The sequence below is a fragment of the Lysinibacillus sp. RS10 genome, from assembly GCF_041956855.1.
Classification (GTDB): Bacteria; Bacillota; Bacilli; order Bacillales_A; family Planococcaceae; genus Lysinibacillus; species Lysinibacillus xylanilyticus_A.
This window is the reverse complement of sequence record NZ_CP167122.1, coordinates 3,741,998-3,761,886: the sequence shown is the minus strand read 5'-3', so window position 1 is coordinate 3,761,886 and position 19,889 is coordinate 3,741,998. Positions and strand designations below refer to the sequence as shown.

The window sequence follows — 19,889 nt, the reverse complement described above, 5'->3', positions numbered from 1 at the left end:
CTGTGTCCAAGAAAGAAAAGGATTTAACCGGAAAACAAAAGGCCGCTCTCTTGTTAATTTCATTAGGGCCTGAGGTTTCAGCTGCTGTTTATAAACATTTAACAGAGGAAGAAATTGAACGTTTAACATTAGAGATTTCAAGCGTTAAAAAAGTAGAAGCAAATGTTAAAGAGGAAATTATTGAAGAATTCCACAATATTGCACTTGCACAAGATTATATTACACAGGGTGGTATTGGTTACGCGAAGACAGTATTGGAAAAAGCACTTGGGGTAGAACAGGCGCAAACAATTATTAATCGTCTAACATCATCTTTACAAGTGCGTCCATTTGACTTTGCGCGTAAAGCTGATCCAGCACAAATTTTCAACTTTATTCAAAATGAACATCCACAAACAATTGCCCTTATTCTATCTTATTTAGAAGCGGGGCAAGCGGGTGTTATTTTATCGTCATTACCGCAGGAAGTTCAGGCTGATATTGCTAAACGTATAGCTGTAATGGAATCAACTTCACCAGAAGTTATTAGTGAAATTGAATCTGTTTTAGAGCGTAAATTATCATCGACAGTTACACAGGATTACACAGAAACAGGTGGCGTTGATGCAGTTGTTGAAGTGTTAAATGGTGTAGACCGACAAACGGAAAAAACGATTCTCGATGCACTCGAAATTCAAGATCCAGAGCTTGCAGAAGAAATCAAAAAACGTATGTTTGTATTCGAGGATATTGTTACGCTCGACAACCGCTCGATTCAACGTGTTATTCGTGATTGTGAAAATGAAGATTTGCTGCTTTCAATGAAAGTTTCAAGCGAAGAAGTAAAAGATATTATTTTCCGCAATATGTCACAACGTATGGCTGAGACATTTAAGGAAGAAATGGAAATTATGGGACCTGTGCGTCTGCGTGACGTAGAGGAAGCGCAATCTCGAATTGTTGCGGTTATTCGTCGCTTAGAGGATGCTGGTGAGATTATTATTGCACGCGGTGGAGGAGATGACGTCATTGTCTAGAATCATCCGTTCTGTATACACACAGTCCAATGGCGATCATGTCAAAAAGATTCAAATTCGTGACATGTTTGAGATGCAAGAGGTAGAAGATGGTGAAATTTCACCTCAAAAACAAATTACTATGGAAGAAGTGCTTGAAGAGCGTGAACGTTTATTTGCAGAGGCTAGAGCTATTTTACAGGCTGAGCGTGAGGCTTTTGAACAAGAGAAGCAAATGTTCTTTCAGGAAATTGATCATTTAAAGCAAGGTTGGGAAGAAGAACGACCTGATCGAGTGCAAGAAGCTTATGATGAAGGATTTGGTCAAGGCTATGAGGATGGGACAAATAAAGCGAATGAAGCGATGGCACATTCTCTCCAAACAGCCAATGAAGTAATCCTTCATGCGAAGGAAAATGCACGAAAATATATTGAAGATCAGGAAGCGATTATTTTAGAGCTAGGTTTAACTGCAGCAGCGCGAATTATTGATGCATCTTTAGAGCGAGACAATGAATTATTTGTTTCTATCGTTCGTAGAGGGCTTAAAGAAGCTAGAGAAATGAAAGAAATAAAAATTTATGTTTCACCTACCTATTATGCATTAATTACTTCAAATCGAGATGAACTAGCTGAAATGTTCCCAACAGACGTACCATTTATGATTTTTGCAAATGAGGATTTAGAAAACGCAACAGATTGTTATATCGAAACAAATCATGGGCGTATTGTTGTAAGTATTGATGAGCAATTAAATGAACTAAGATTGAAGCTACATGAAATATTAGAAAGTAAGGAATGATCTAGATGAAAACGGCTCAATTGATCAAACAAATTCCTCAAATGCCAACCTTTAAAAAATTTGGTAGAGTCACTAGAGTTGTCGGCTTGATGATTGAGTCGCAAGGTCCAGATAGCTCCATTGGTGATGTCTGTAAAATTCATGTGGAAACTTCAAAAAACGGCCATCAAATCATCTTAGCAGAAGTTGTCGGCTTCAAAGATGAAATTGTCGTCTTAATGCCTTATACATCTCTTCGAGAAATATCCATTGGCTGCCTAGTTGAAGGTACAGGAGCACCACTAGAGATAAAAGTGGGTCCTGAGCTCATCGGTAAGGTACTTGATTCTATGGGAAATCCAATAGATGGAACTGTATTACCAAAAGGATTAATGACAGTACCGACAGAGCAGGACCCACCAAATCCACTGACACGTCCACCGATTGATGAAAGACTTGAAGTTGGGGTTAAAGCGATTGATGGTATGCTAACAGTCGGAAGTGGACAACGTGTAGGTATTTTCGCTGGTTCTGGGGTCGGGAAAAGTACATTGCTCGGAATGATTGCGCGAAATACGCAAGCCGATTTAAACGTTATCGCACTCGTAGGAGAGCGTGGACGTGAAGTGCGTGAGTTTATAGAGCGTGATTTAGGAAAAGAGGGTTTAAGACGCTCAATAGTGGTAGCTGCTACTTCTGATCAGCCTGCACTGATGCGAATTAAAGGGGCTTTTACCGCGACAGCGATTGCAGAGTATTTTAGAAATCGTGGTTTAAATGTAATGTTGATGATGGATTCTGTGACACGTGTTGCAATGGCACAGCGAGAGATTGGCCTTGCGACAGGTGAACCACCAGCTCAAAAAGGATACACACCATCTGTATTTGCGATTTTACCTAAACTATTAGAGCGCACAGGTACTAATGAGAAGGGCACTATTACTGCCTTTTATACAGTATTAGTAGATGGTGATGATATGAACGAACCAATTGCGGATACTGTACGAGGGATATTAGATGGCCATATTGTTCTTGATCGAAACCTTGCTAATAAAGGTCAATATCCAGCTATTAATGTATTAAAAAGCGTCAGCCGTTTAATGAATCATGTGGCAGAGCCAGAGCATAAAAAGGCTGCAGAACGCTTAAGAGAGCTCTATTATACATATGACAAGTCGGAGGATTTAATTAACATCGGTGCTTATAAGCGGGGAACATCAAAAGAAATTGATGAAGCGATTTACTATGAACCTCTTATTACCTCTTATTTAAAGCAGGGCTATTTGGAAAAAGTGACGCTTGAGGAAAGTATGAATGAGTTAATTACATTATCGAACGGTGGTGGCAAATAGATGACAAGTTATATATATCGTTTTGAAAAAGTATTAACCATTCGAGAGCAGGAAAAAAATGAAACTGAAATGGCCTATAAAGAATCTGTACGTTCTTTTGAAGAGATAGCATCAAAGCTATATAGTTTGCTAAAAAAGAAAGAAGATTTACTAGACTTTCAGCAGGATCGTTTATCTGTGGGTTCATCAATAGAGGAGATTCATCATTATGCCCGATTTATTGATAGTCTCGAAAAAACAATTACTGATGTACAGCAAAAAGTTGTACAAGCTCGTGCAAAAATGAATTGGCACGAAGAAAAATTATTAGAAAAAAACTTGGAAGTACGTAAATTTGAAAAAATGCGAGAGAAAGATTTTAAGTTATTCCAGCAAGAACAGGATCGCATCGAAGGCATTTTTTTAGATGAGATTTCATCACTTACGTATAACAAGAGAGAAATCAGGTGATTTCATGGCAAAAAAAGATAATCGATTTACAACGGAGTTAGAAGAACAACCATCTAAACGAAAATCAGGTGGCTTTCGAAAGTTTTTTATGTGGTTTGTAATACCTATTATGTTTGTAGTAGCGATTCTACTTGTTGTTGCAACACTAATGAATACGAATGTCTTTGATTTAGGAAAGAAGGCATATGAAAGCTTACCATTCGTACCTTCAGAAGAACAACAAGCAAAAGAGGCTGTTGTTAGTAATGATTCGAAGGTAGTAAAATTACAGGCTGATATACAAGAAAAAGAAGCGGAAATCGCCCAACTGCAAAAAAAGTTGGATACGGCAACGACTGAAAAAGAAAAGTTAACGACAGAAATTGAGCAGTTAAAATTTGAAGTTGAAAAAATAAATAGGGAACAAGATGACGTAAAGGGTGATTTTAATGACATTTTAAAAACATTTGATACGATGTCTCCTAAAGCAGCAGCGCCAGTGCTTGTTAAAATGAGCGATGTTGAAGCACTTCGTATTTTAACGAACTTAAAACCAGATAAATTAGCAGCAATTCTGGAAAAAATGGATCCACAAGATGCAGCGAAATATACAGAAATGATGGCTAAGCAATAAGGAAACAAGAAAGGAGGTGAAATGATGGATGTGGCAATGATGCAAATGATGTCCAAGACTATACCAACTAAAACAGCAGCTACCAAACCTGGACCAGCGGGCAATGCCGATGTGAAAGCAAGTGAAACGTCGAAGAAAGAAAATCTATCAACGTTTGGTTCTGTTTTTGGACAAATTATGTCTTCTTCAAATCAAACACAGCAGTCTAAACAATCAACAGAAACAAATGATACTGCAGAATTAACAGAAGTTTTAAATGCTGAATCTATTGAAGATGTTCTAGATTTACTAGGTATTTCACACGACGATGGCTTATTAATGCTTCAAATTGGTGAGGGGGGCAAAGCTGTTGCAATCGATGAAATGCTAAATCTTGAAAATTTAATGGATGCAGTAGGAATTGATTCCGAGCAACTTCAAAAACTAGTTCAACAGTTGCTAGGAGAAGATAAAGCAGCAAGTGATGTTTGGGAGCTTTTAGCATTAGTAGATGCTCAGGCCCCGATGCTTCAAGCACAAGTTGTAACAGCTTTACAAGGTGAAGGTCAAGTAACGCCGAAAGAAGCAACACAATTACTTCAAGTGTTAAAGTTGGCACAACTGGTCGGACAAAAAACAGATTTAACAGCACCACAAGAAAGCTTGCTAACTAACATTAAGAGTCTTTTAACTACAATGCAAACACAAGTAGAGACGCTTCAAAGTGCTCAGCAGGTCACAACTAAAACAACAGTAACACTTCCGTTACAGGGCTTCCAGCAAGTAGTGCAGCAAGTTCAAGTTACAAAGCAGACTGACACAAGTGCTAATGAAATGGTGACTGCCAATACAATCCAAACAAAAGCAGACTCATTCCAAGTTACACTGCCAGCTGCAAAACCAGCACAGTCTGAGGCACTACTGAAAGAGATGCAAGCGATCATCAATAGAGCGCAAATCTCTAATGCACAAGGGATTACACGTTTAACATTGAAATTGTACCCAGAAAATCTAGGAACAATTCGTATCGAGCTTGTACAAAATGATGGAGTCCTAACAGCACGACTACTTGCTTCAACAGCTCAAGGACGTGAATTATTAGACAGTCAGGCACATCAACTTAAGCAAGCCTTTGTACAGCAAAATATTCAAGTTGATCGTCTCGATATTGCCCAGTCATTGCAAGATGCAGATCGCCAACAACGCGACCAAAGCTTCTTCAACAATTTCTTTAAGCAACAGCAGGAAGATGAGCAGGAGCAAAACAGCGAAGATGATGATGAAAGCAAGTCCTTTAGTGAATATCTAATAAGTGAGGAGGTGTAAGGATGGCAGATGCAATAACTAAAACACCGAATACACCTAAACCAATGAATACACCTAAATCAACAAATACACCTAAAGCAACAAATACAACAGTATCGGGTGACTTTCAGTATTCCAATTATAAGAAACCTACGAAGCAAACAGGAAATAGTGAACTTGGGAAGGATGCTTTTCTTCAATTGTTAATTACACAATTACAAAACCAAGATCCAACGAATCCAATGGATGATAGAGAATTTATTTCGCAAATGGCACAGTTTTCTTCCTTAGAGCAAATGCAAAACATGACAAAAGCGATGGAATCAATGCTCGCTTCACAGCAACAAACACAGATGATGAATTATTCAACATTTATTGGTAAGGAAGTTAAATGGCATGAGCTAACAGATAAGCTGGATGAAAAGGGCAAACCTGTTGTCGAAGAAGGAACAGGCATTATTGAATCGTTGAATTTTGTAGACGGTGATGTAGTGTTTAAATTAGCAGATGGTAAGGAAATTACCCCTGGCAATATTTCAGCAATTTTAGGTAGTTCAGGAACGGATTCGAATGATAATACGATACCAGAATCCCCGCTTGTACAGGCAAGTAAGTTAATCGGTAAAAAGGTTACTTATAAGGAAGGCGACCAGGAACTACAAGGACGAATCGTTTCTGTAACGAATAAAGATGGCGTCATTCATTATGTATTAGACAATGATAAAAAATTAATAGATAAAGATTTTACCGTAATAAGCGAATAAAGGTGGAGAAAAATGATGGATAAGTTTTCAATTCATCGTGTACCATTGCATCCATCTATTCGCCAGACACAACCTACGCCATTAAAATCACAGCAATCGTTTAAGGCTCATTTACAGGATGCTACCAATCAACAAGAACTAAAAGTGAGCAAGCACGCGCATGAACGTATTATCGAGCGTAATATAGCGATTTCTGAACAAGAATGGCAAGTTGTATCAGACAAGGTATTTGAAGCGCACTCAAAAGGTGTTAAACAACCATTAGTCTTGATGGATCAAGCAGCTTTAATTGTCAGTGCTAAAAACGCTACTGTCATTACAGCAATGGACCGCACGGAAGCAAAGCAGCAAATATTTACAAATATTGACGGCACAATTGTGCTGTAAGGGCTGGACCTTTGAAAGGAAGCCTAGGTGTGCTGATTGATAGAGGCGCACAATTTTAAATGAAGGGAGAACGGTATTATGTTACGTTCTATGTATTCAGGTATTTCAGGTCTTAAAAACTTCCAAACAAAGCTAGATGTTATTGGTAATAATATCTCAAACGTTAACACAATTGGTTTTAAAAAAGGTCGTGTTCAATTTAAAGATTTAATGTCTCAAACGCAAGCAGGTGCTTCAGGATCTACTGCAACAACTGGGGGTGTAAACCCAAAACAAGTAGGTTTAGGTTCACAAATAGCGGCTATTGATACCATTCATGGTGGTGGATCCTTACAACAAACAGGACGTGGATTAGATTTAGCTATTGAAGGTGATGGCTTCTTTATGGTGGCTGATGCTAATGGTGCACCAGATCCAGATAGTGGCTTTATTGATGAAGAAGGATTCAATAACACGTTATTTACACGTAATGGTGTTTTCTATATGGATAATAATGGCTATTTAGTAAATGCTGACGGTAAATATATGGTAGGTATTTCAGCTGGTGACGAACTTGTTATCGAGAAGGATGATACAGGTATCTTAGCAGACGCTGGACCAAAAGCATCTGGTGATGAAGGTGCTAACTTATTTGATGATACTGGGGAATTAACACCTGCTGACGGTACTGTAGGACCAATTCGTATTCCGCCTACAGCTAAAGAGGTAAACATTGCTCAGGATGGTACGATTACTTATACAGATTTAAATGGTGACCTACAATGGGCTGGTCAATTGATTATGGCTAAATTCCCGAATGCTGGTGGACTTGCTAAAGTAGGCGGCAATTACTATCAACAAACAACAAACTCAGGTGTAGCATATGCACAAGTAGGTACTGTGGCAGGTATGGGTAGTGTTCAAGCTGGGAAGGTAGAAATGTCTAACGTTGACCTATCTGAAGAATTTACTGAGATGATTGTTGCACAACGTGGTTTCCAAGCGAATACTCGTATTATTACAACATCAGATGAAATTCTTCAAGAGTTAGTAAATTTAAAACGATAGTCTGAAATAATTGGAATATTTTCAGTTTGGCTCGCCAAGTGTGTTAAGGAAAGCCATTGAAACGCTTATAATACTAGGACATAAGCTTGGTAGAAATAGCTGGCGTTCAGACTGTAGAAAAACATAATTTCATATGAGGGAGGGTCGGGCCGGCTCTCATGTAGACCCGGCCCTATTTCAATGATTGAACTAACACGTCTAAATGGCAAAGCATTTACATTGAATGCTTTATACATAGAAACGGTCGAATCTTTTCCAGACACGACCATAACATTAACGACTGGAACCAAAATCATTGTTTTACAGAGTGAAGATGAGGTGCGACAAAAGGTAAGAGCCTTTTATAAAAATATACAAATACTATCAAACCCGCATCTACGAGGTGATGAAGATGAAGAATAACAAAATGTTAACGATGATTATCATCGTACTAGTAGCAATCATACTTATCGGGGTTATTGCGTTTGTTTTGTTTACCCAATTTAATAAGCCAGCAGGACCTATTGAACCAACAATTGATGAAATCGTAGAAGCTTCTGTAGAAGTTCCCGAAATTACGACAAATCTAGCTGATAACAAAGTTGTACGTATGTCTTTAAAAATTCAAACAACAAATAAAGATGCAGCTGCCGAGTTAACAAAGCGTGACTTCCAAGTGAAAAATATTGTTATTCAAGAGCTTTCCGAAATGGAACAAAAAGATTTAGAAGGTAAGAAAGGTAAACAAGTTTTCCAAAAATCATTAAAAACACGAATAAATGAATTGATGCAAGAGGGAGAAATACAAGAGATTTATATTACCTCCTTCATTACTCAATAAATAAAGAAACTGCTTGAAATGGAGGTGGGCAAATGGCAGGAGATGTGTTATCTCAATCCGAGATAGATGCGCTGCTTTCCGCAATATCAACTGGGGAAATGTCAGCGGACGACATAAAAAAAGAGGACGAAGGGCGCAAGGTTAAGGTATATGACTTTAAACGAGCACTGCGTTTCTCAAAAGATCAAATCCGAAGTTTGACCCGAATACATGAAAATTTTGCACGATTACTGACAACATTTTTTTCTGCACAGCTAAGGAGCTATGTGCAGATTACTGTTGCATCAGTGGACCAAATACCATTTGAAGAGTTTGTACGTTCGATTCCGAATATGACACTCATTAATGTATTTGAAGTACCACCATTGGATGGTAATATATTGATGGAAATAAATCCGAACATTGCCTACTCGATGTTAGATCGTTTAATGGGCGGTAGCGGGGCGAGTCATAGTAATGTGGATAACTTAACAGAAATTGAAACGAAGATTATGACGAACCTTTTTGAACGGTCATTCGATAATTTACGCGAGGCGTGGGAAAATGTTGCGGAAATTGATCCGATTTTAGTAGAGCTTGAGGTCAACCCTCAATTTTTACAAATGATTTCACCCAATGAAACGGTTGTCGTTATTTCATTAAATACGATCATCGGTGAGACAAGCGGAATGATTAATATTTGTATTCCGCATGTTGTATTGGAGCCAATTGTTCCAAATCTTTCTGTTCGCTATTGGATGCAGACAAATACAAAAGAGATGTCCCCAGAGCAAACAAAAATGCTTGAAACACGTGTGAAACAAGCACAACTACCTCTTTCCGTCGAACTTGGTATTACAGACATCACCATTGAGGATTTCCTCACGATGCAGGTTGGGGATGTCATTCAATTAGAACAAAAAATTGAAGACCCGTTACTATTAAAGGTAGGGACATTACCGAAATTCACAGTTCAACCAGGAAAACACGGTAAAAAATTAGCAATCCAGATTATCGACCCTTTGAAAGGAGGAGACGAAGATGAGTGATGAAATGCTCTCCCAAGAAGAAATTGAAGCGTTATTAAGGGGCGAGACGTTGGAAGATAAAAACAGCGACACTGAAGCTTCTACAGATGAAGAAATAAATGATCTACGAGTGGAGGATTATCTCGATTCGTTTGCCCAAGATGCATTAGGTGAAGTAGGAAATATATCTTTTGGTAGCTCTGCTACAGCACTTTCAGCGTTATTAGGTCAAAAAGTAGATATTACTACCCCAAGTATTTCAATGATTAACCGTAACAAATTAGAAGAGGAATTTCCTCATCCTTATGTAGCCGTACAAGTTGAATATACGATTGGATTATCAGGTATGAATTTACTTGTTATTAAGCAATCCGATGCAGCGATTATTGCTGATTTAATGTTAGGTGGAGATGGCTTAAATCCGAAACCAGACCTAGGTGAAATTCAGCTAAGCGCTGTTCAAGAAGCTATGAATCAAATGATGGGTTCTGCGGCTACTTCAATGTCAACGGTATTCAATAAAAAAGTGGATATTTCTCCACCAACCATTGATTTAATGAATATTTCTCAAAATGAAGGGCGAGAAAATATTCCTGAAGATGATTTACTCGTAAAAGTATCCTTCAGATTGAAAATCGGTAATTTAATTGACTCAAATCTAATGCAATTATTACCGCTTAAATTTAGTCAAAACATTGTAAAATCTCTATTAGGGGAAACAGAGTCAATCGAGGAACCTGTGGCTGCAACTATAGCGCCTGAAGCACCAGTAGCGTCGCTTGTGCAACCACAAGCACCTGTAACATCAGCGCCGCCTGCACAGCCAGTTTATCAGCAGCAGGCAGCACCAGTACAGCAACCCATGTATCAAGAGCAACAACAAATTCCTCATGCAACACGACCTGTTCAACCGGTCAATGTTCAACAAGCACAGTTTGCTAGTTTTGATTCAAATGTTATCTCGCAACCTGAAGCTAGAAATTTAAATATGCTACTTGATATTCCGTTGCAAGTTACTGTAGAGTTAGGACGTACAAAGCGTTCTGTAAAAGAGATTTTAGAACTATCTAGTGGTTCGATTATTGAACTAGATAAATTGGCTGGTGAACCGGTTGATATTTTAGTAAATAGTCGTTTAATCGCTAAAGGTGAAGTCGTTGTTATTGATGAAAACTTCGGTGTCCGCATTACGGATGTTTTAAGTCAAGCAGAGCGTTTAAATAATTTAAGATAGTTTCAATTGGAGGAGTTAACCATGTCAAAAAGAATTTTGATTGTAGACGACGCTGCATTCATGCGCATGATGATCAAGGATATTTTATCGAAAAATGGATTTGAAGTTGTTGGTGAGGCAGCTGATGGTTTACAGGCTGTTGAAAAGTACAACGAATTAAAGCCAGATTTAGTAACGATGGATATTACAATGCCTGAAATGGATGGTATTGCAGCTCTTAAAGCAATTAAGGGTTCAGATCCAAATGCAACTGTAATTATGTGTTCAGCTATGGGTCAACAAGCTATGGTAATCGATGCAATTCAAGCGGGTGCGAAAGACTTTATCGTTAAGCCTTTCCAAGCCGATCGTGTAATTGAAGCGATTCAAAAAGCTCTAGGATGATTGCATGCGAATGTTAAAATCATTTCGTCTAACGATGATTTTCGCATTTCTTGTATCCTTCCTGTTTTTGTACCCTACAACGACTTCAGTGTATGCAGACTCTAACACGAATAGTGTAAATGACTGCATAAATAAAGGAGATTGTACAGAAGATAAAGATCCAGCTGCTAAGCAAGATGATTTAAATCTAGAAGCAGCTGGAGACATATCTGCATGGGAATACATAAAAATGGTTTTGGCGCTTATTTTTGTTGTAGCTTTATTCTATGGATTGATGAAGTTTTTAAATAAAAGAAATTTAAACTTTCAACGTAATCAATTGGTACAAAATTTAGGCGGTTTATCGTTAGGTGCTCAAAAGTCGGTACAGCTATTACAAGTAGGTAAAACACTGTATTTAGTTGGGGTTGGTGAGGATGTACAGTTGTTACGTGAAATTACTGATCCTGATGAAATTGCATCACTATTAGCACTTTATAATGAACGACAAGAACTTGCAGCAACATCACCGTATATTGCAGAAGTATTTTCGAAGTTTAAGAGAAAAAATAATGAGAGTTCATCAACAAAGCAAAATCAAAACGCTTTTGGTGAACTATTTGAAAAGAAGATTTCCGAAATTAAACAGGAGCGTAGTGAAGAACTGGATAAATGGAAGCAAAAGGAGAACGATGATAAATGAATGATGTAATCAATACTTTTTCCAACAGCGATCCGACAAACGTCTCAACTTCTGTTAAGCTCCTTTTAATGTTGACTGTTCTATCACTAGCACCAAGTATTTTAATTTTAATGACATCGTTTACACGAATTGTTATAGTGCTATCGTTTGTTCGTACGGCATTGGCGACACAGCAAATGCCACCAAACCAGGTCATTGTAGGTCTTTCCTTGTTTTTAACTTTCTTTATCATGGCTCCAACATTTCAAGAGGTCAATAAAGAGGCATTACAGCCATTATTCGCTGAAGAAATTGGGCTTGAGGAAGCGTATGATCGGGCAAGTGTACCATTTAAAGAGTTTATGAGTAAGCATACAAGGCAAAAGGACCTTGATTTGTTTTTAAAGTATAATCAGGCAGAAAAGCCAGCATCTGTAGAAGAAATTCCCCTTACAATGCTAGTACCTGCTTTCGCGTTGAGTGAGATTAAAACAGCGTTCCAAATTGGTTTTATGATTTTTATTCCATTCCTAGTAATCGATATGATTGTCGCAAGTACGCTAATGTCGATGGGGATGATGATGTTACCGCCGGTTATGATTTCATTGCCGTTTAAGATTTTATTATTTGTACTCGTTGATGGTTGGTACCTGGTGATAAAATCATTACTACAAAGTTTTTAGGGGATGATACAGTATGACAGGTGAATTGGTTATTTCAATTGCAGAGCGTGCCATTATGATTATCCTTCTAACAAGCGGTCCGCTACTATTAGTTGCTTTAATCGTTGGTTTAGCAGTAAGTATTTTTCAGGCAACAACTTCGATTCAAGAGCAAACGTTAGCATTCGTTCCAAAAATCATCGCTGTATTAGTAGCTATCGTATTTTTCGGTCCATGGATGTTATCACAGGTGACAAGCTATGCGAGAGACATTTTTGAGAATTTAACGCGTTATATAGGGTGAGTAGATGAATGAATTAATCCCGCATTTTACGGTTTTTTTATTAGTACTTGTGCGCGTTTCAGCTTTCTTTGTGAGTGTACCTTTATTCTCATATAGAACGATTCCGGCAAAAGTCAAAATAACTCTCGCAATAGTTTTAGCTTGGATGATGTATTATACAATTGACGTTGAACCATTTGTAGTTAATGGTGATTACATACTTTTAGTGGTGAAGGAAGCGCTCATTGGGCTGTTACTTGGTCTAATAGGCTACATCATCATGTCGGCAATTCAAATTGCCGGAAGCTTTATAGATTTTCAAATGGGGTTTGCCATTGCCAACATTATTGACCCGCAAACAGGTGCACAAAGTCCATTGATTGGACAATTTTTTAATACGCTAGCATTACTCTTTCTGCTAGCAATAGATGGACATCATATGATTCTCGATGGAATTTATTATAGCTATCAATTCTTACCGATGGATCAGGGATTCCCTAATTTCGCAAATGCCGATTATATCGAGTTTATCATCACAACATTTACGGCTGTTTTTGCGATTGCCTTTCAAATGGCTGCTCCAGTCGTAGCAACTTTATTTTTAGTCGATTTGGCGCTAGGAATCACAGCGAAAACTGTACCACAATTAAATATTTTTGTTGTCGGTTTTCCCATTAAAATTGGTGTTAGTTTACTAGTGTTATTCACAATGATGGCTGTCATGGTTCAAGTTATTCAAAAACTTATTACCATTATGATTTATGCTATGCGTGATTTAATGGCTATTTTAGGTGGTGGGTAAGATGCTGCTACTGCTGGATTTAGATTTACAGTACTTTGCGGGAGAAAAAACGGAAAAGGCGACACCCAAAAAACGACAGGATGCTCGAAAAAAAGGTCAGGTTGTCAAAAGTCAGGATATATCCAGTGCGATTGTCATGCTTATGGTATTTATCTTTTTATTCTTCTTTGCAGGTTCACTGCGAGACGAACTCCTAGCTTTTTTCAGGCAAACTTTCATTCATAACATACGCGTAGAAACACTAACAATTGATAGTGTGATGCGCCTATTTACAGAAACATTAATGCAAATGGCTATTATTGTCGTACCAATTATGGCAATTGCATTTGTTGGAGCATTGGCAGGTAACTTTCTACAGTTCGGCTTTCTATTTACATTAGAGCCGATGAAGTTTGATTTGAAAAAGATGGACCCGATTAAAGGGTTAAAAAAAATATTTTCTGTTAAAGCCATTGTAGAGCTTTTAAAGTCAGTATTAAAGATTGGCTTTATCGGTGGTGTTACGACAATTATTATATGGACAAATTTGCCAGAGGTTTTGGCGTTATCCTTTAAAAGTCCATGGATGACTCTAATTACAGTGGGTAAGCTTGTTGGTATTATGGGAATTGCAGCTTCCCTCGTTTTACTTTGTGTATCTATTTTAGACTGGGTATATCAAAAACTTGAATACGAAAAAAATCTTAAAATGTCGAAGCAAGACATTAAAGATGAATATAAAAATAGTGAGGGTGACCCGCTGATTAAATCGAAAATCAAACAACGCCAACGCGAAATGGCGATGCGTCGTATGATGTCAGAGATTCCAAGCGCTGATGTTGTCATAACAAACCCTACTCACTATGCGATTGCCCTCAAGTATGATGAGGAAAGTATGGAAGCCCCACGCGTCGTTGCGAAGGGGACAGACTTTATCGCTCAAAAAATTAAACTGATTGCCAAAGAAAATGATGTGATTATGGTTGAAAATAGACCATTAGCACGAGCAATGTACGATCAAGTAGAAATCGGCGATCAGGTACCAGATGAATTTTTCAAAGCAGTAGCAGAAATACTCGCTTATGTTTATCGAATTAAGCGGAAAATTTAAAGCTTTTAGTAGGAGGGACACAAATGAAAGTTCGCGATATAGGGGTTTTAGGTGCGGTTATTTTAATCGTTGCGATGCTCATCATCCCTCTTCCTCCGTGGATGTTAAGTTTCTTAATCGTCATTAATATTACACTAGGAATAATAGTACTGTTAACAGCAATGAGTATGAAGGAAGCGTTAGATTTTTCTATTTTCCCTTCAGTTATTTTACTGTTAACCTTGTTCCGACTCGGACTGAGCGTTTCCACAACACGTGCTATTTTAGCGACTGGAGATGCTGGTTCTGTTGTTGAAACCTTTGGTGATTTCGTAGTCGGCGGGAATGTTCTTGTTGGTTTAGTTGTATTCTTAATTCTTGTGTTAATTCAGTTTATCGTTATTACAAAAGGGGCGGAACGTGTAGCAGAAGTAGCAGCACGTTTCACTCTTGATGCGATGCCGGGTAAACAAATGAGTATTGATGCTGACTTAAATGCAGGAGTTATTTCTGAGCGAGAAGCACGTGAACGACGCGACAAAGTAGCGGGTGAAGCGGACTTCTACGGAGCAATGGATGGTGCCACGAAATTCGTAAAAGGGGATGCCATTGCCTCAATGGTCATGGTTATTATCAACTTATTATTTGGGATCATCATCGGGGTTGTGCAGATGGATCTTCCATTTGCAGAAGCAGCAACTCATTTTTCTAAGTTAACAGTTGGAGACGGTATTGTATCACAAATTCCTGCATTATTGATTTCCACAGCGACAGGGATTGTTGTAACACGTGCATCCTCTAAAGGGAGTCTTGGTGAAGATATTACAGGACAGTTATTTGCCCAAGCAAAACTGCTATATGTAGCGGGTGGCACAATACTTTTACTTGGATTCTTTACACCGATACCTCTCTGGGTAACACTTCCAATTGGTGTTTCACTAGTTGCTGGTGCTTATATGATGGAACGTAAGAAACCAGAGGATGCAGAAGAATTACTTGAAATTGAGGAAGAAGTGGCAACAGACGGCATGAAGAGCCCTGAAAATGTTGTGAATTTATTAAATGTGGACCCAATCGAGTTTGAATTTGGCTATGGCTTAATACCTTTAGTAGATGCTGCCCAAGGTGGCGATTTATTAGATCGAGTCATTATGATCCGTCGACAGTTAGCATTAGAATTAGGGATTGTCATTCCAGTTGTACGTATTCGTGACAATATTCAATTACAACCAAATGAATATCGAATTAAAATAAAGGGTAACGAAATGGCACGTGGTGAACTTCTTCTTGATCATTATTTAGCAATGAGTCCAGGAGACGATGATTCTATCGAGGGTATTGACACAGTTGAACCGTCATTTGGTCTACCTGCTAAGTGGATTACTGAGCAAGTTAAAGAGGATGCCGAAATGTTCGGCTATACAGTTGTTGATCCACCGAGCGTTGTATCAACCCATTTAACGGAAATGATTCGTGCAAATGCTTATGAATTACTCGGTCGTCAAGAGACGAAGCAGCTAATCGATCATTTACGTGAAACACATCCAATTTTAGTCGAAGAACTGACACCTACACCATTATCAACAGGTGAAATTCAAAAAGTATTGGGTAAACTTTTACGAGAAAATGTTTCAGTCCGAAATCTACCAATTATTTTTGAGACGCTAGCAGACTACGCAAAGTTAACGAGCGATACCGATATATTAACCGAGTACGTACGCCAATCATTGGCACGTCAGATTACTTCTCAATACGTAGGAGACAGCTCGTCATTGAAGGTCATAACTGTTTCGGGTAAAGTTGAGAAAATGATTGCTGATAGTATTCAGCAAACTGATCACGGAAATTACTTAGCGATGGATCCACAAGATTCTCAAACGGTCTTGGAAACCATTGCTGCAGAAGTAGAGCGCGTTTCCTTTATGGAACAATCTGCTATTATTTTATGCTCGCCAGCAGTTCGTATGTATTTACGTCAACTAACGGAGCGTTATTTCCCGCAAATTCCAGTTCTTTCATACAATGAACTTGATGCTTCGGTTGAAATTCAAAGTGTTGGGGTGGTGAATGTTGAATGAAAATGAAAAAATATTATGCATCCTCCATACCAGAGGCCATGAAGCTTGTGCGTGCGGAATTAGGTGAGGACGCTGTCATTTTGAATTCAAAAGTAGTGGTCACTAAAAAATTTTTTGGAATCATTAAAAAGAAAAGTTTTGAGGTTGTAGCAGGGATCGATTCAATGGAGCCAAGTAATACGGCTCCAGCACCTGCAGCTTTACCTATAACAAAAGAGAATGCAAGGTTACTAAAGATTACGAATGCTGTTCAAGCCAAGATACATCAGCCACAGCATCCTGCAGTCTTACATGAGGAAAGTGGCATTTCTGAAGAATTGAGGAAAGAAATTACAGATCTTAAGACTTTAATGCAGTCCATGCATAAGAAGACCACACAAGCTCAATATCCCGATGAACTCTTACCCTTCATTGAATACTTAAGACAGCAGGAGCTAAATGAAGAGCTCATCACAACGATTGGTGATGAGCTTTTTATGCATTTCAGAGAAGCGTCAGAAATCAATTTCTCTCAATGTAAGATGATTACGAAAAATTTATTGCGCAAAGAGCTTGAGAATCTTTCGGTAGGAGGCTTATCCTACGAAAAAAAATATATTAATGTTTTAGGTCCAACAGGTGTCGGAAAGACCACGACAATTGCGAAAATGGCAGCTAGAGCAGTTTTAGAGAAAAAGAAAAAAATAGGCTTTATTACAACCGATACTTACCGGATTGCCGCAATTGAGCAATTAAAAACGTATGCTGGACTATTGCAGGCACCTGTCGAAATTGCCTATAATGCTACTGATTTTGAACAAGCAATCCAACGATTGTCCCATTTAGATCTAGTGTTTATAGATACAGCAGGTCGCAATTATAAAGAGGTTAAATATGTAGATGATCTACAGCGTCTCATAAAATTTGATGATCAAGCAGAATCCTTCTTAGTACTTGCGATGACGACGAAAGAAAAGGACATGACAAACATTGTAGATCAATTTAAGCAATTACCAATTGAAAAATTTATTTTTACTAAGATTGATGAAACAAATTCTATTGGCACAATGATTAATTTAATGATTAAATATAATAAAGGACTTGCTTACTACACGAATGGTCAAGAAGTACCAGAAGATATTGAAGAAGCTGATTTAGAAGTAGTACTAAATTTAATTTTCCAAGGTGAAGAAAAATGAGAGACCAAGCTGAAACATTACGTTTGAAAATGTTGGGGCAGCAGGGTGAATTAGGTAGAGCAATAGCAGTTGTAAGCGGCAAAGGTGGGGTCGGCAAAAGTAACTTCACAATGAATTTTGCCACTACATTGGCTAATAAAGGGAAAAAAGTTCTAATCGTTGATATGGATATTGGTATGGGGAATATCAATATTTTAATTGGAAAAAATGTTTCTAATAGTTTGAAAGATTACTTGGATGGGAATAAGGTTCTAGACGATGTAATTTTTGAAGGCCCTTATGGTTTAAAATATATTGCAGGTGGATCCGGTATGTCGAGTGTCCTCGAGTGGTCAGAGGCGATGTTTGAACGACTTGTTTATGGATTTGAACAGTTTCAAAAAAACTTCGATTATATCTTATTTGATATGGGGGCAGGAGCTACTAGTTGGTCATTAGATTTACTAGCCTCAATAAATGAAATCATTGTTGTATCAACCGCAGAGCCGACCTCTATTACAGATGCATATTCGATGATGAAATACATTCATTTACGAGATGCGGACAAGCAATTTTATATACTCTGTAACCGTGCTTTTAGCAAGGAAGAAGGAATAGAAACCACTGAACGACTAAGGCTTACGATGAAACGTTTTTTGGAAAAAGAGGTTACTGTGTTGGGTTCATTACCTGAAGATTCTGTTGTGCGTAAGGCTGTGCGTGAGCAAGTACCTTTTTCACTTGCTTATCCAGACGCACTTATTTCAAAGACACTTCAACTTATAGTGGCGCGTTTTATAGAACACCGTGCGGAGGAAGTTCATGCACATGATCAGTCAGCGGGTAAATTCTTAACTAAATTAAGAAGTATTTTTTCGAAAGGACGTGATTAATTGGACTTTTTACATAAAAGCAAGCTGTTAGTTGTTGATGATTCTGCTTTTATGAGAAAGCTAATTAGTGACTTTTTTGTTGGCAACTCGAAGGTTGAAGTAGTTGGAACAGCTCGAAATGGGAAAGATGCGATAAAAAAAATTCAAACATTAAAGCCAACAGTTGTGACAATGGATATTGAGATGCCTGAAATGAATGGGCTTGATGCTTTAAAAGAAATTATGACTGTATGTCCAGTACCTATTGTTATGCTTTCTAGTACAACTCAACGAGGGGCTGAAAATGCTTTAACAGCAATTGAATTTGGCGCAGTAGATTTTGTCGCGAAGCCTAGCGGAACAATTTCTCTTGATTTACATAAAATTCAAACTGAGCTTGTCCACAAGGTTGAACAAGCAGCATTGGTACCTATTTCAAAATTAAAGAAACCTTCTGGTAGTAAAAAACAACAAGAACAGGCATTAAATGCGAGTACCATTAGAAGAGAACCACTTAGTGAAAGTAGGGTGACTCCTCCTGTCCATGTTTCTCCGACAAGGACAGAACTATCGAAGCCACATGTGGAATGGAGTAAAGTGAGTAAGAAAATTGTACTAATTGGTACGTCTACTGGTGGACCAAGAGCGCTGCAGGAAGTAATTACAAAGATTCCTAAATCAATTCAAGCACCCATTTTAATTGTCCAGCATATGCCAGCAGGATTTACAAAATCTCTTGCTACTCGTCTAGATCAATTGAGTGAGATTACCGTAAAGGAAGCTGAGCAAGGAGATATTCTCCAAATTGGAGTGGCGTATATTGCACCTGGTGGGTATCATTTAAAACTTAGAAAAGTAGGTACCTCCTTTGGCATAGTCCTTGATAATAATGAACCACCTAAATCTGGACATCGCCCTTCTGTAGATGTGATGTTCGAAGATGTGAGCCAAATTAAAGATTTTGATAAAGTGGCAGTTATTATGACAGGTATGGGCCATGACGGCTCTAATGGGCTAAAAGCACTGAAAAGTTCTGGGAATGTGATTGCCATTGCTGAGTCAGCTGAAACTTGCATAGTGTATGGTATGCCAAAAGCCGCAGTAGAAACGCAACTTGTCGATGAAGTTGCAGATGTAGATGATATTGCACAAACAATAATGAAATATTTGCCTTAAAAGGGGTGTCC

The 19,889-nt window shown here is 38.2% G+C and carries 23 protein-coding genes; all 23 read left to right on the top strand.

Annotation, left to right across the window (positions count from 1 at the left end):
- The first annotated feature begins 2 nt into the window (after window positions 1–2).
- A complete protein-coding gene (fliG, locus tag ACB089_RS19195) occupies window positions 3–1,016 on the top strand; it encodes a flagellar motor switch protein FliG (protein WP_374963509.1) in 1,014 nt (337 codons plus the stop codon).
- On the top strand, window positions 1,009–1,797 hold the full coding sequence (gene fliH, locus ACB089_RS19190; RefSeq protein WP_374963508.1) for a flagellar assembly protein FliH: 789 nt from the start codon (window positions 1,009–1,011) through the stop codon (window positions 1,795–1,797). The genes fliG and fliH overlap by 8 nt, the downstream gene beginning before the upstream one ends.
- Window positions 1,798–1,802: 5 nt before the next feature.
- Window positions 1,803–3,128, top strand: a complete 1,326-nt coding sequence (gene fliI, locus ACB089_RS19185) for a flagellar protein export ATPase FliI (RefSeq protein ID WP_374963507.1) — start codon at window positions 1,803–1,805, stop codon at window positions 3,126–3,128.
- Window positions 3,129–3,578 (top strand): flagellar export protein FliJ, encoded by a 450-nt coding sequence (gene fliJ / locus ACB089_RS19180; RefSeq protein WP_068983152.1) that lies wholly within the window; start codon window positions 3,129–3,131, stop codon window positions 3,576–3,578.
- Between the two features lie 4 nt (window positions 3,579–3,582).
- A complete protein-coding gene (locus ACB089_RS19175) occupies window positions 3,583–4,191 on the top strand; it encodes a MotE family protein (protein WP_374963506.1) in 609 nt (202 codons plus the stop codon).
- A gap of 21 nt (window positions 4,192–4,212) precedes the next feature.
- Entirely contained in the window at window positions 4,213–5,496 is a 1,284-nt protein-coding gene (locus tag ACB089_RS19170) for a flagellar hook-length control protein FliK (RefSeq protein ID WP_374963505.1), read from the top strand.
- 44 nt (window positions 5,497–5,540) lie between these two features.
- Window positions 5,541–6,239 (top strand): flagellar hook assembly protein FlgD, encoded by a 699-nt coding sequence (flgD, locus tag ACB089_RS19165; protein WP_374967596.1) that lies wholly within the window; start codon window positions 5,541–5,543, stop codon window positions 6,237–6,239.
- A gap of 15 nt (window positions 6,240–6,254) precedes the next feature.
- Window positions 6,255–6,626 carry a TIGR02530 family flagellar biosynthesis protein gene (locus ACB089_RS19160; protein ID WP_368635584.1) on the top strand — a complete coding sequence of 124 codons (372 nt, stop codon included), beginning with the start codon at window positions 6,255–6,257 and terminating at the stop codon, window positions 6,624–6,626.
- Between the two features lie 78 nt (window positions 6,627–6,704).
- Window positions 6,705–7,673, top strand: a complete 969-nt coding sequence (gene flgG / locus ACB089_RS19155) for a flagellar basal body rod protein FlgG (RefSeq protein ID WP_374963504.1) — start codon at window positions 6,705–6,707, stop codon at window positions 7,671–7,673.
- Between the two features lie 180 nt (window positions 7,674–7,853).
- Complete coding sequence (locus ACB089_RS19150; protein WP_068983147.1) at window positions 7,854–8,075, top strand: flagellar FlbD family protein; 222 nt, start codon at window positions 7,854–7,856, stop codon at window positions 8,073–8,075.
- Window positions 8,065–8,493 (top strand): flagellar basal body-associated protein FliL, encoded by a 429-nt coding sequence (gene fliL / locus ACB089_RS19145; protein ID WP_374963503.1) that lies wholly within the window; start codon window positions 8,065–8,067, stop codon window positions 8,491–8,493. Before ACB089_RS19150 ends, fliL begins: the two co-directional genes overlap by 11 nt.
- Before the next feature lie 32 nt (window positions 8,494–8,525).
- On the top strand, window positions 8,526–9,521 hold the full coding sequence (gene fliM, locus ACB089_RS19140; protein ID WP_374963502.1) for a flagellar motor switch protein FliM: 996 nt from the start codon (window positions 8,526–8,528) through the stop codon (window positions 9,519–9,521).
- Window positions 9,514–10,734, top strand: a complete 1,221-nt coding sequence (fliY, locus tag ACB089_RS19135) for a flagellar motor switch phosphatase FliY (protein ID WP_374963501.1) — start codon at window positions 9,514–9,516, stop codon at window positions 10,732–10,734. The genes fliM and fliY overlap by 8 nt, the downstream gene beginning before the upstream one ends.
- A gap of 21 nt (window positions 10,735–10,755) precedes the next feature.
- Complete coding sequence (locus ACB089_RS19130; RefSeq protein WP_049668450.1) at window positions 10,756–11,118, top strand: response regulator; 363 nt, start codon at window positions 10,756–10,758, stop codon at window positions 11,116–11,118.
- A 4-nt stretch (window positions 11,119–11,122) separates the two neighbouring features.
- Window positions 11,123–11,800 (top strand): flagellar biosynthetic protein FliO, encoded by a 678-nt coding sequence (locus tag ACB089_RS19125; RefSeq protein WP_375122117.1) that lies wholly within the window; start codon window positions 11,123–11,125, stop codon window positions 11,798–11,800.
- A complete protein-coding gene (gene fliP, locus ACB089_RS19120) occupies window positions 11,797–12,462 on the top strand; it encodes a flagellar type III secretion system pore protein FliP (protein WP_368635452.1) in 666 nt (221 codons plus the stop codon). Before ACB089_RS19125 ends, fliP begins: the two co-directional genes overlap by 4 nt.
- A gap of 13 nt (window positions 12,463–12,475) precedes the next feature.
- Window positions 12,476–12,745 (top strand): flagellar biosynthesis protein FliQ, encoded by a 270-nt coding sequence (gene fliQ, locus ACB089_RS19115; RefSeq protein ID WP_368635451.1) that lies wholly within the window; start codon window positions 12,476–12,478, stop codon window positions 12,743–12,745.
- 4 nt (window positions 12,746–12,749) lie between these two features.
- A complete protein-coding gene (gene fliR / locus ACB089_RS19110) occupies window positions 12,750–13,526 on the top strand; it encodes a flagellar biosynthetic protein FliR (protein WP_374963500.1) in 777 nt (258 codons plus the stop codon).
- A gap of 1 nt (window position 13,527) precedes the next feature.
- On the top strand, window positions 13,528–14,616 hold the full coding sequence (flhB, locus tag ACB089_RS19105) for a flagellar biosynthesis protein FlhB (protein WP_374963499.1): 1,089 nt from the start codon (window positions 13,528–13,530) through the stop codon (window positions 14,614–14,616).
- Window positions 14,617–14,639: 23 nt separating this feature from the next.
- The gene (flhA, locus tag ACB089_RS19100; RefSeq protein WP_374963498.1) at window positions 14,640–16,673 is read left to right on the top strand and encodes a flagellar biosynthesis protein FlhA; all 2,034 of its coding nucleotides are present in this window, start codon (window positions 14,640–14,642) and stop codon (window positions 16,671–16,673) included.
- Window positions 16,670–17,851 carry a flagellar biosynthesis protein FlhF gene (flhF, locus tag ACB089_RS19095; RefSeq protein WP_374963497.1) on the top strand — a complete coding sequence of 394 codons (1,182 nt, stop codon included), beginning with the start codon at window positions 16,670–16,672 and terminating at the stop codon, window positions 17,849–17,851. Before flhA ends, flhF begins: the two co-directional genes overlap by 4 nt.
- Window positions 17,848–18,723, top strand: coding sequence for a MinD/ParA family protein (locus tag ACB089_RS19090; protein ID WP_374963496.1), 876 nt, complete (start codon window positions 17,848–17,850; stop codon window positions 18,721–18,723). Before flhF ends, ACB089_RS19090 begins: the two co-directional genes overlap by 4 nt.
- A complete protein-coding gene (locus tag ACB089_RS19085) occupies window positions 18,724–19,878 on the top strand; it encodes a chemotaxis response regulator protein-glutamate methylesterase (RefSeq protein WP_374963495.1) in 1,155 nt (384 codons plus the stop codon).
- The last annotated feature ends 11 nt before the right edge of the window (window positions 19,879–19,889 follow it).

Coding starts and splice junctions, on each gene's coding strand:
- flhB (WP_374963499.1), top strand. CDS start 13,528: ATGCTGCTACTGCTGGATTTAGATTTACAGTACTTTGCGGGAGAAAAA.
- flhA (WP_374963498.1), top strand. CDS start 14,640: ATGAAAGTTCGCGATATAGGGGTTTTAGGTGCGGTTATTTTAATCGTT.
- fliJ (WP_068983152.1), top strand. CDS start 3,129: ATGACAAGTTATATATATCGTTTTGAAAAAGTATTAACCATTCGAGAG.
- fliR (WP_374963500.1), top strand. CDS start 12,750: ATGAATGAATTAATCCCGCATTTTACGGTTTTTTTATTAGTACTTGTG.
- fliQ (WP_368635451.1), top strand. CDS start 12,476: ATGACAGGTGAATTGGTTATTTCAATTGCAGAGCGTGCCATTATGATT.
- flgD (WP_374967596.1), top strand. CDS start 5,541: ATGAATACACCTAAATCAACAAATACACCTAAAGCAACAAATACAACA.
- ACB089_RS19170 (WP_374963505.1), top strand. CDS start 4,213: ATGATGGATGTGGCAATGATGCAAATGATGTCCAAGACTATACCAACT.
- ACB089_RS19160 (WP_368635584.1), top strand. CDS start 6,255: ATGGATAAGTTTTCAATTCATCGTGTACCATTGCATCCATCTATTCGC.
- ACB089_RS19175 (WP_374963506.1), top strand. CDS start 3,583: ATGGCAAAAAAAGATAATCGATTTACAACGGAGTTAGAAGAACAACCA.
- flhF (WP_374963497.1), top strand. CDS start 16,670: ATGAAAATGAAAAAATATTATGCATCCTCCATACCAGAGGCCATGAAG.
- fliM (WP_374963502.1), top strand. CDS start 8,526: ATGGCAGGAGATGTGTTATCTCAATCCGAGATAGATGCGCTGCTTTCC.
- ACB089_RS19090 (WP_374963496.1), top strand. CDS start 17,848: ATGAGAGACCAAGCTGAAACATTACGTTTGAAAATGTTGGGGCAGCAG.
- fliY (WP_374963501.1), top strand. CDS start 9,514: ATGAGTGATGAAATGCTCTCCCAAGAAGAAATTGAAGCGTTATTAAGG.
- fliP (WP_368635452.1), top strand. CDS start 11,797: ATGAATGATGTAATCAATACTTTTTCCAACAGCGATCCGACAAACGTC.
- ACB089_RS19125 (WP_375122117.1), top strand. CDS start 11,123: ATGCGAATGTTAAAATCATTTCGTCTAACGATGATTTTCGCATTTCTT.
- flgG (WP_374963504.1), top strand. CDS start 6,705: ATGTTACGTTCTATGTATTCAGGTATTTCAGGTCTTAAAAACTTCCAA.
- fliI (WP_374963507.1), top strand. CDS start 1,803: ATGAAAACGGCTCAATTGATCAAACAAATTCCTCAAATGCCAACCTTT.
- fliL (WP_374963503.1), top strand. CDS start 8,065: ATGAAGAATAACAAAATGTTAACGATGATTATCATCGTACTAGTAGCA.
- ACB089_RS19130 (WP_049668450.1), top strand. CDS start 10,756: ATGTCAAAAAGAATTTTGATTGTAGACGACGCTGCATTCATGCGCATG.
- ACB089_RS19150 (WP_068983147.1), top strand. CDS start 7,854: ATGATTGAACTAACACGTCTAAATGGCAAAGCATTTACATTGAATGCT.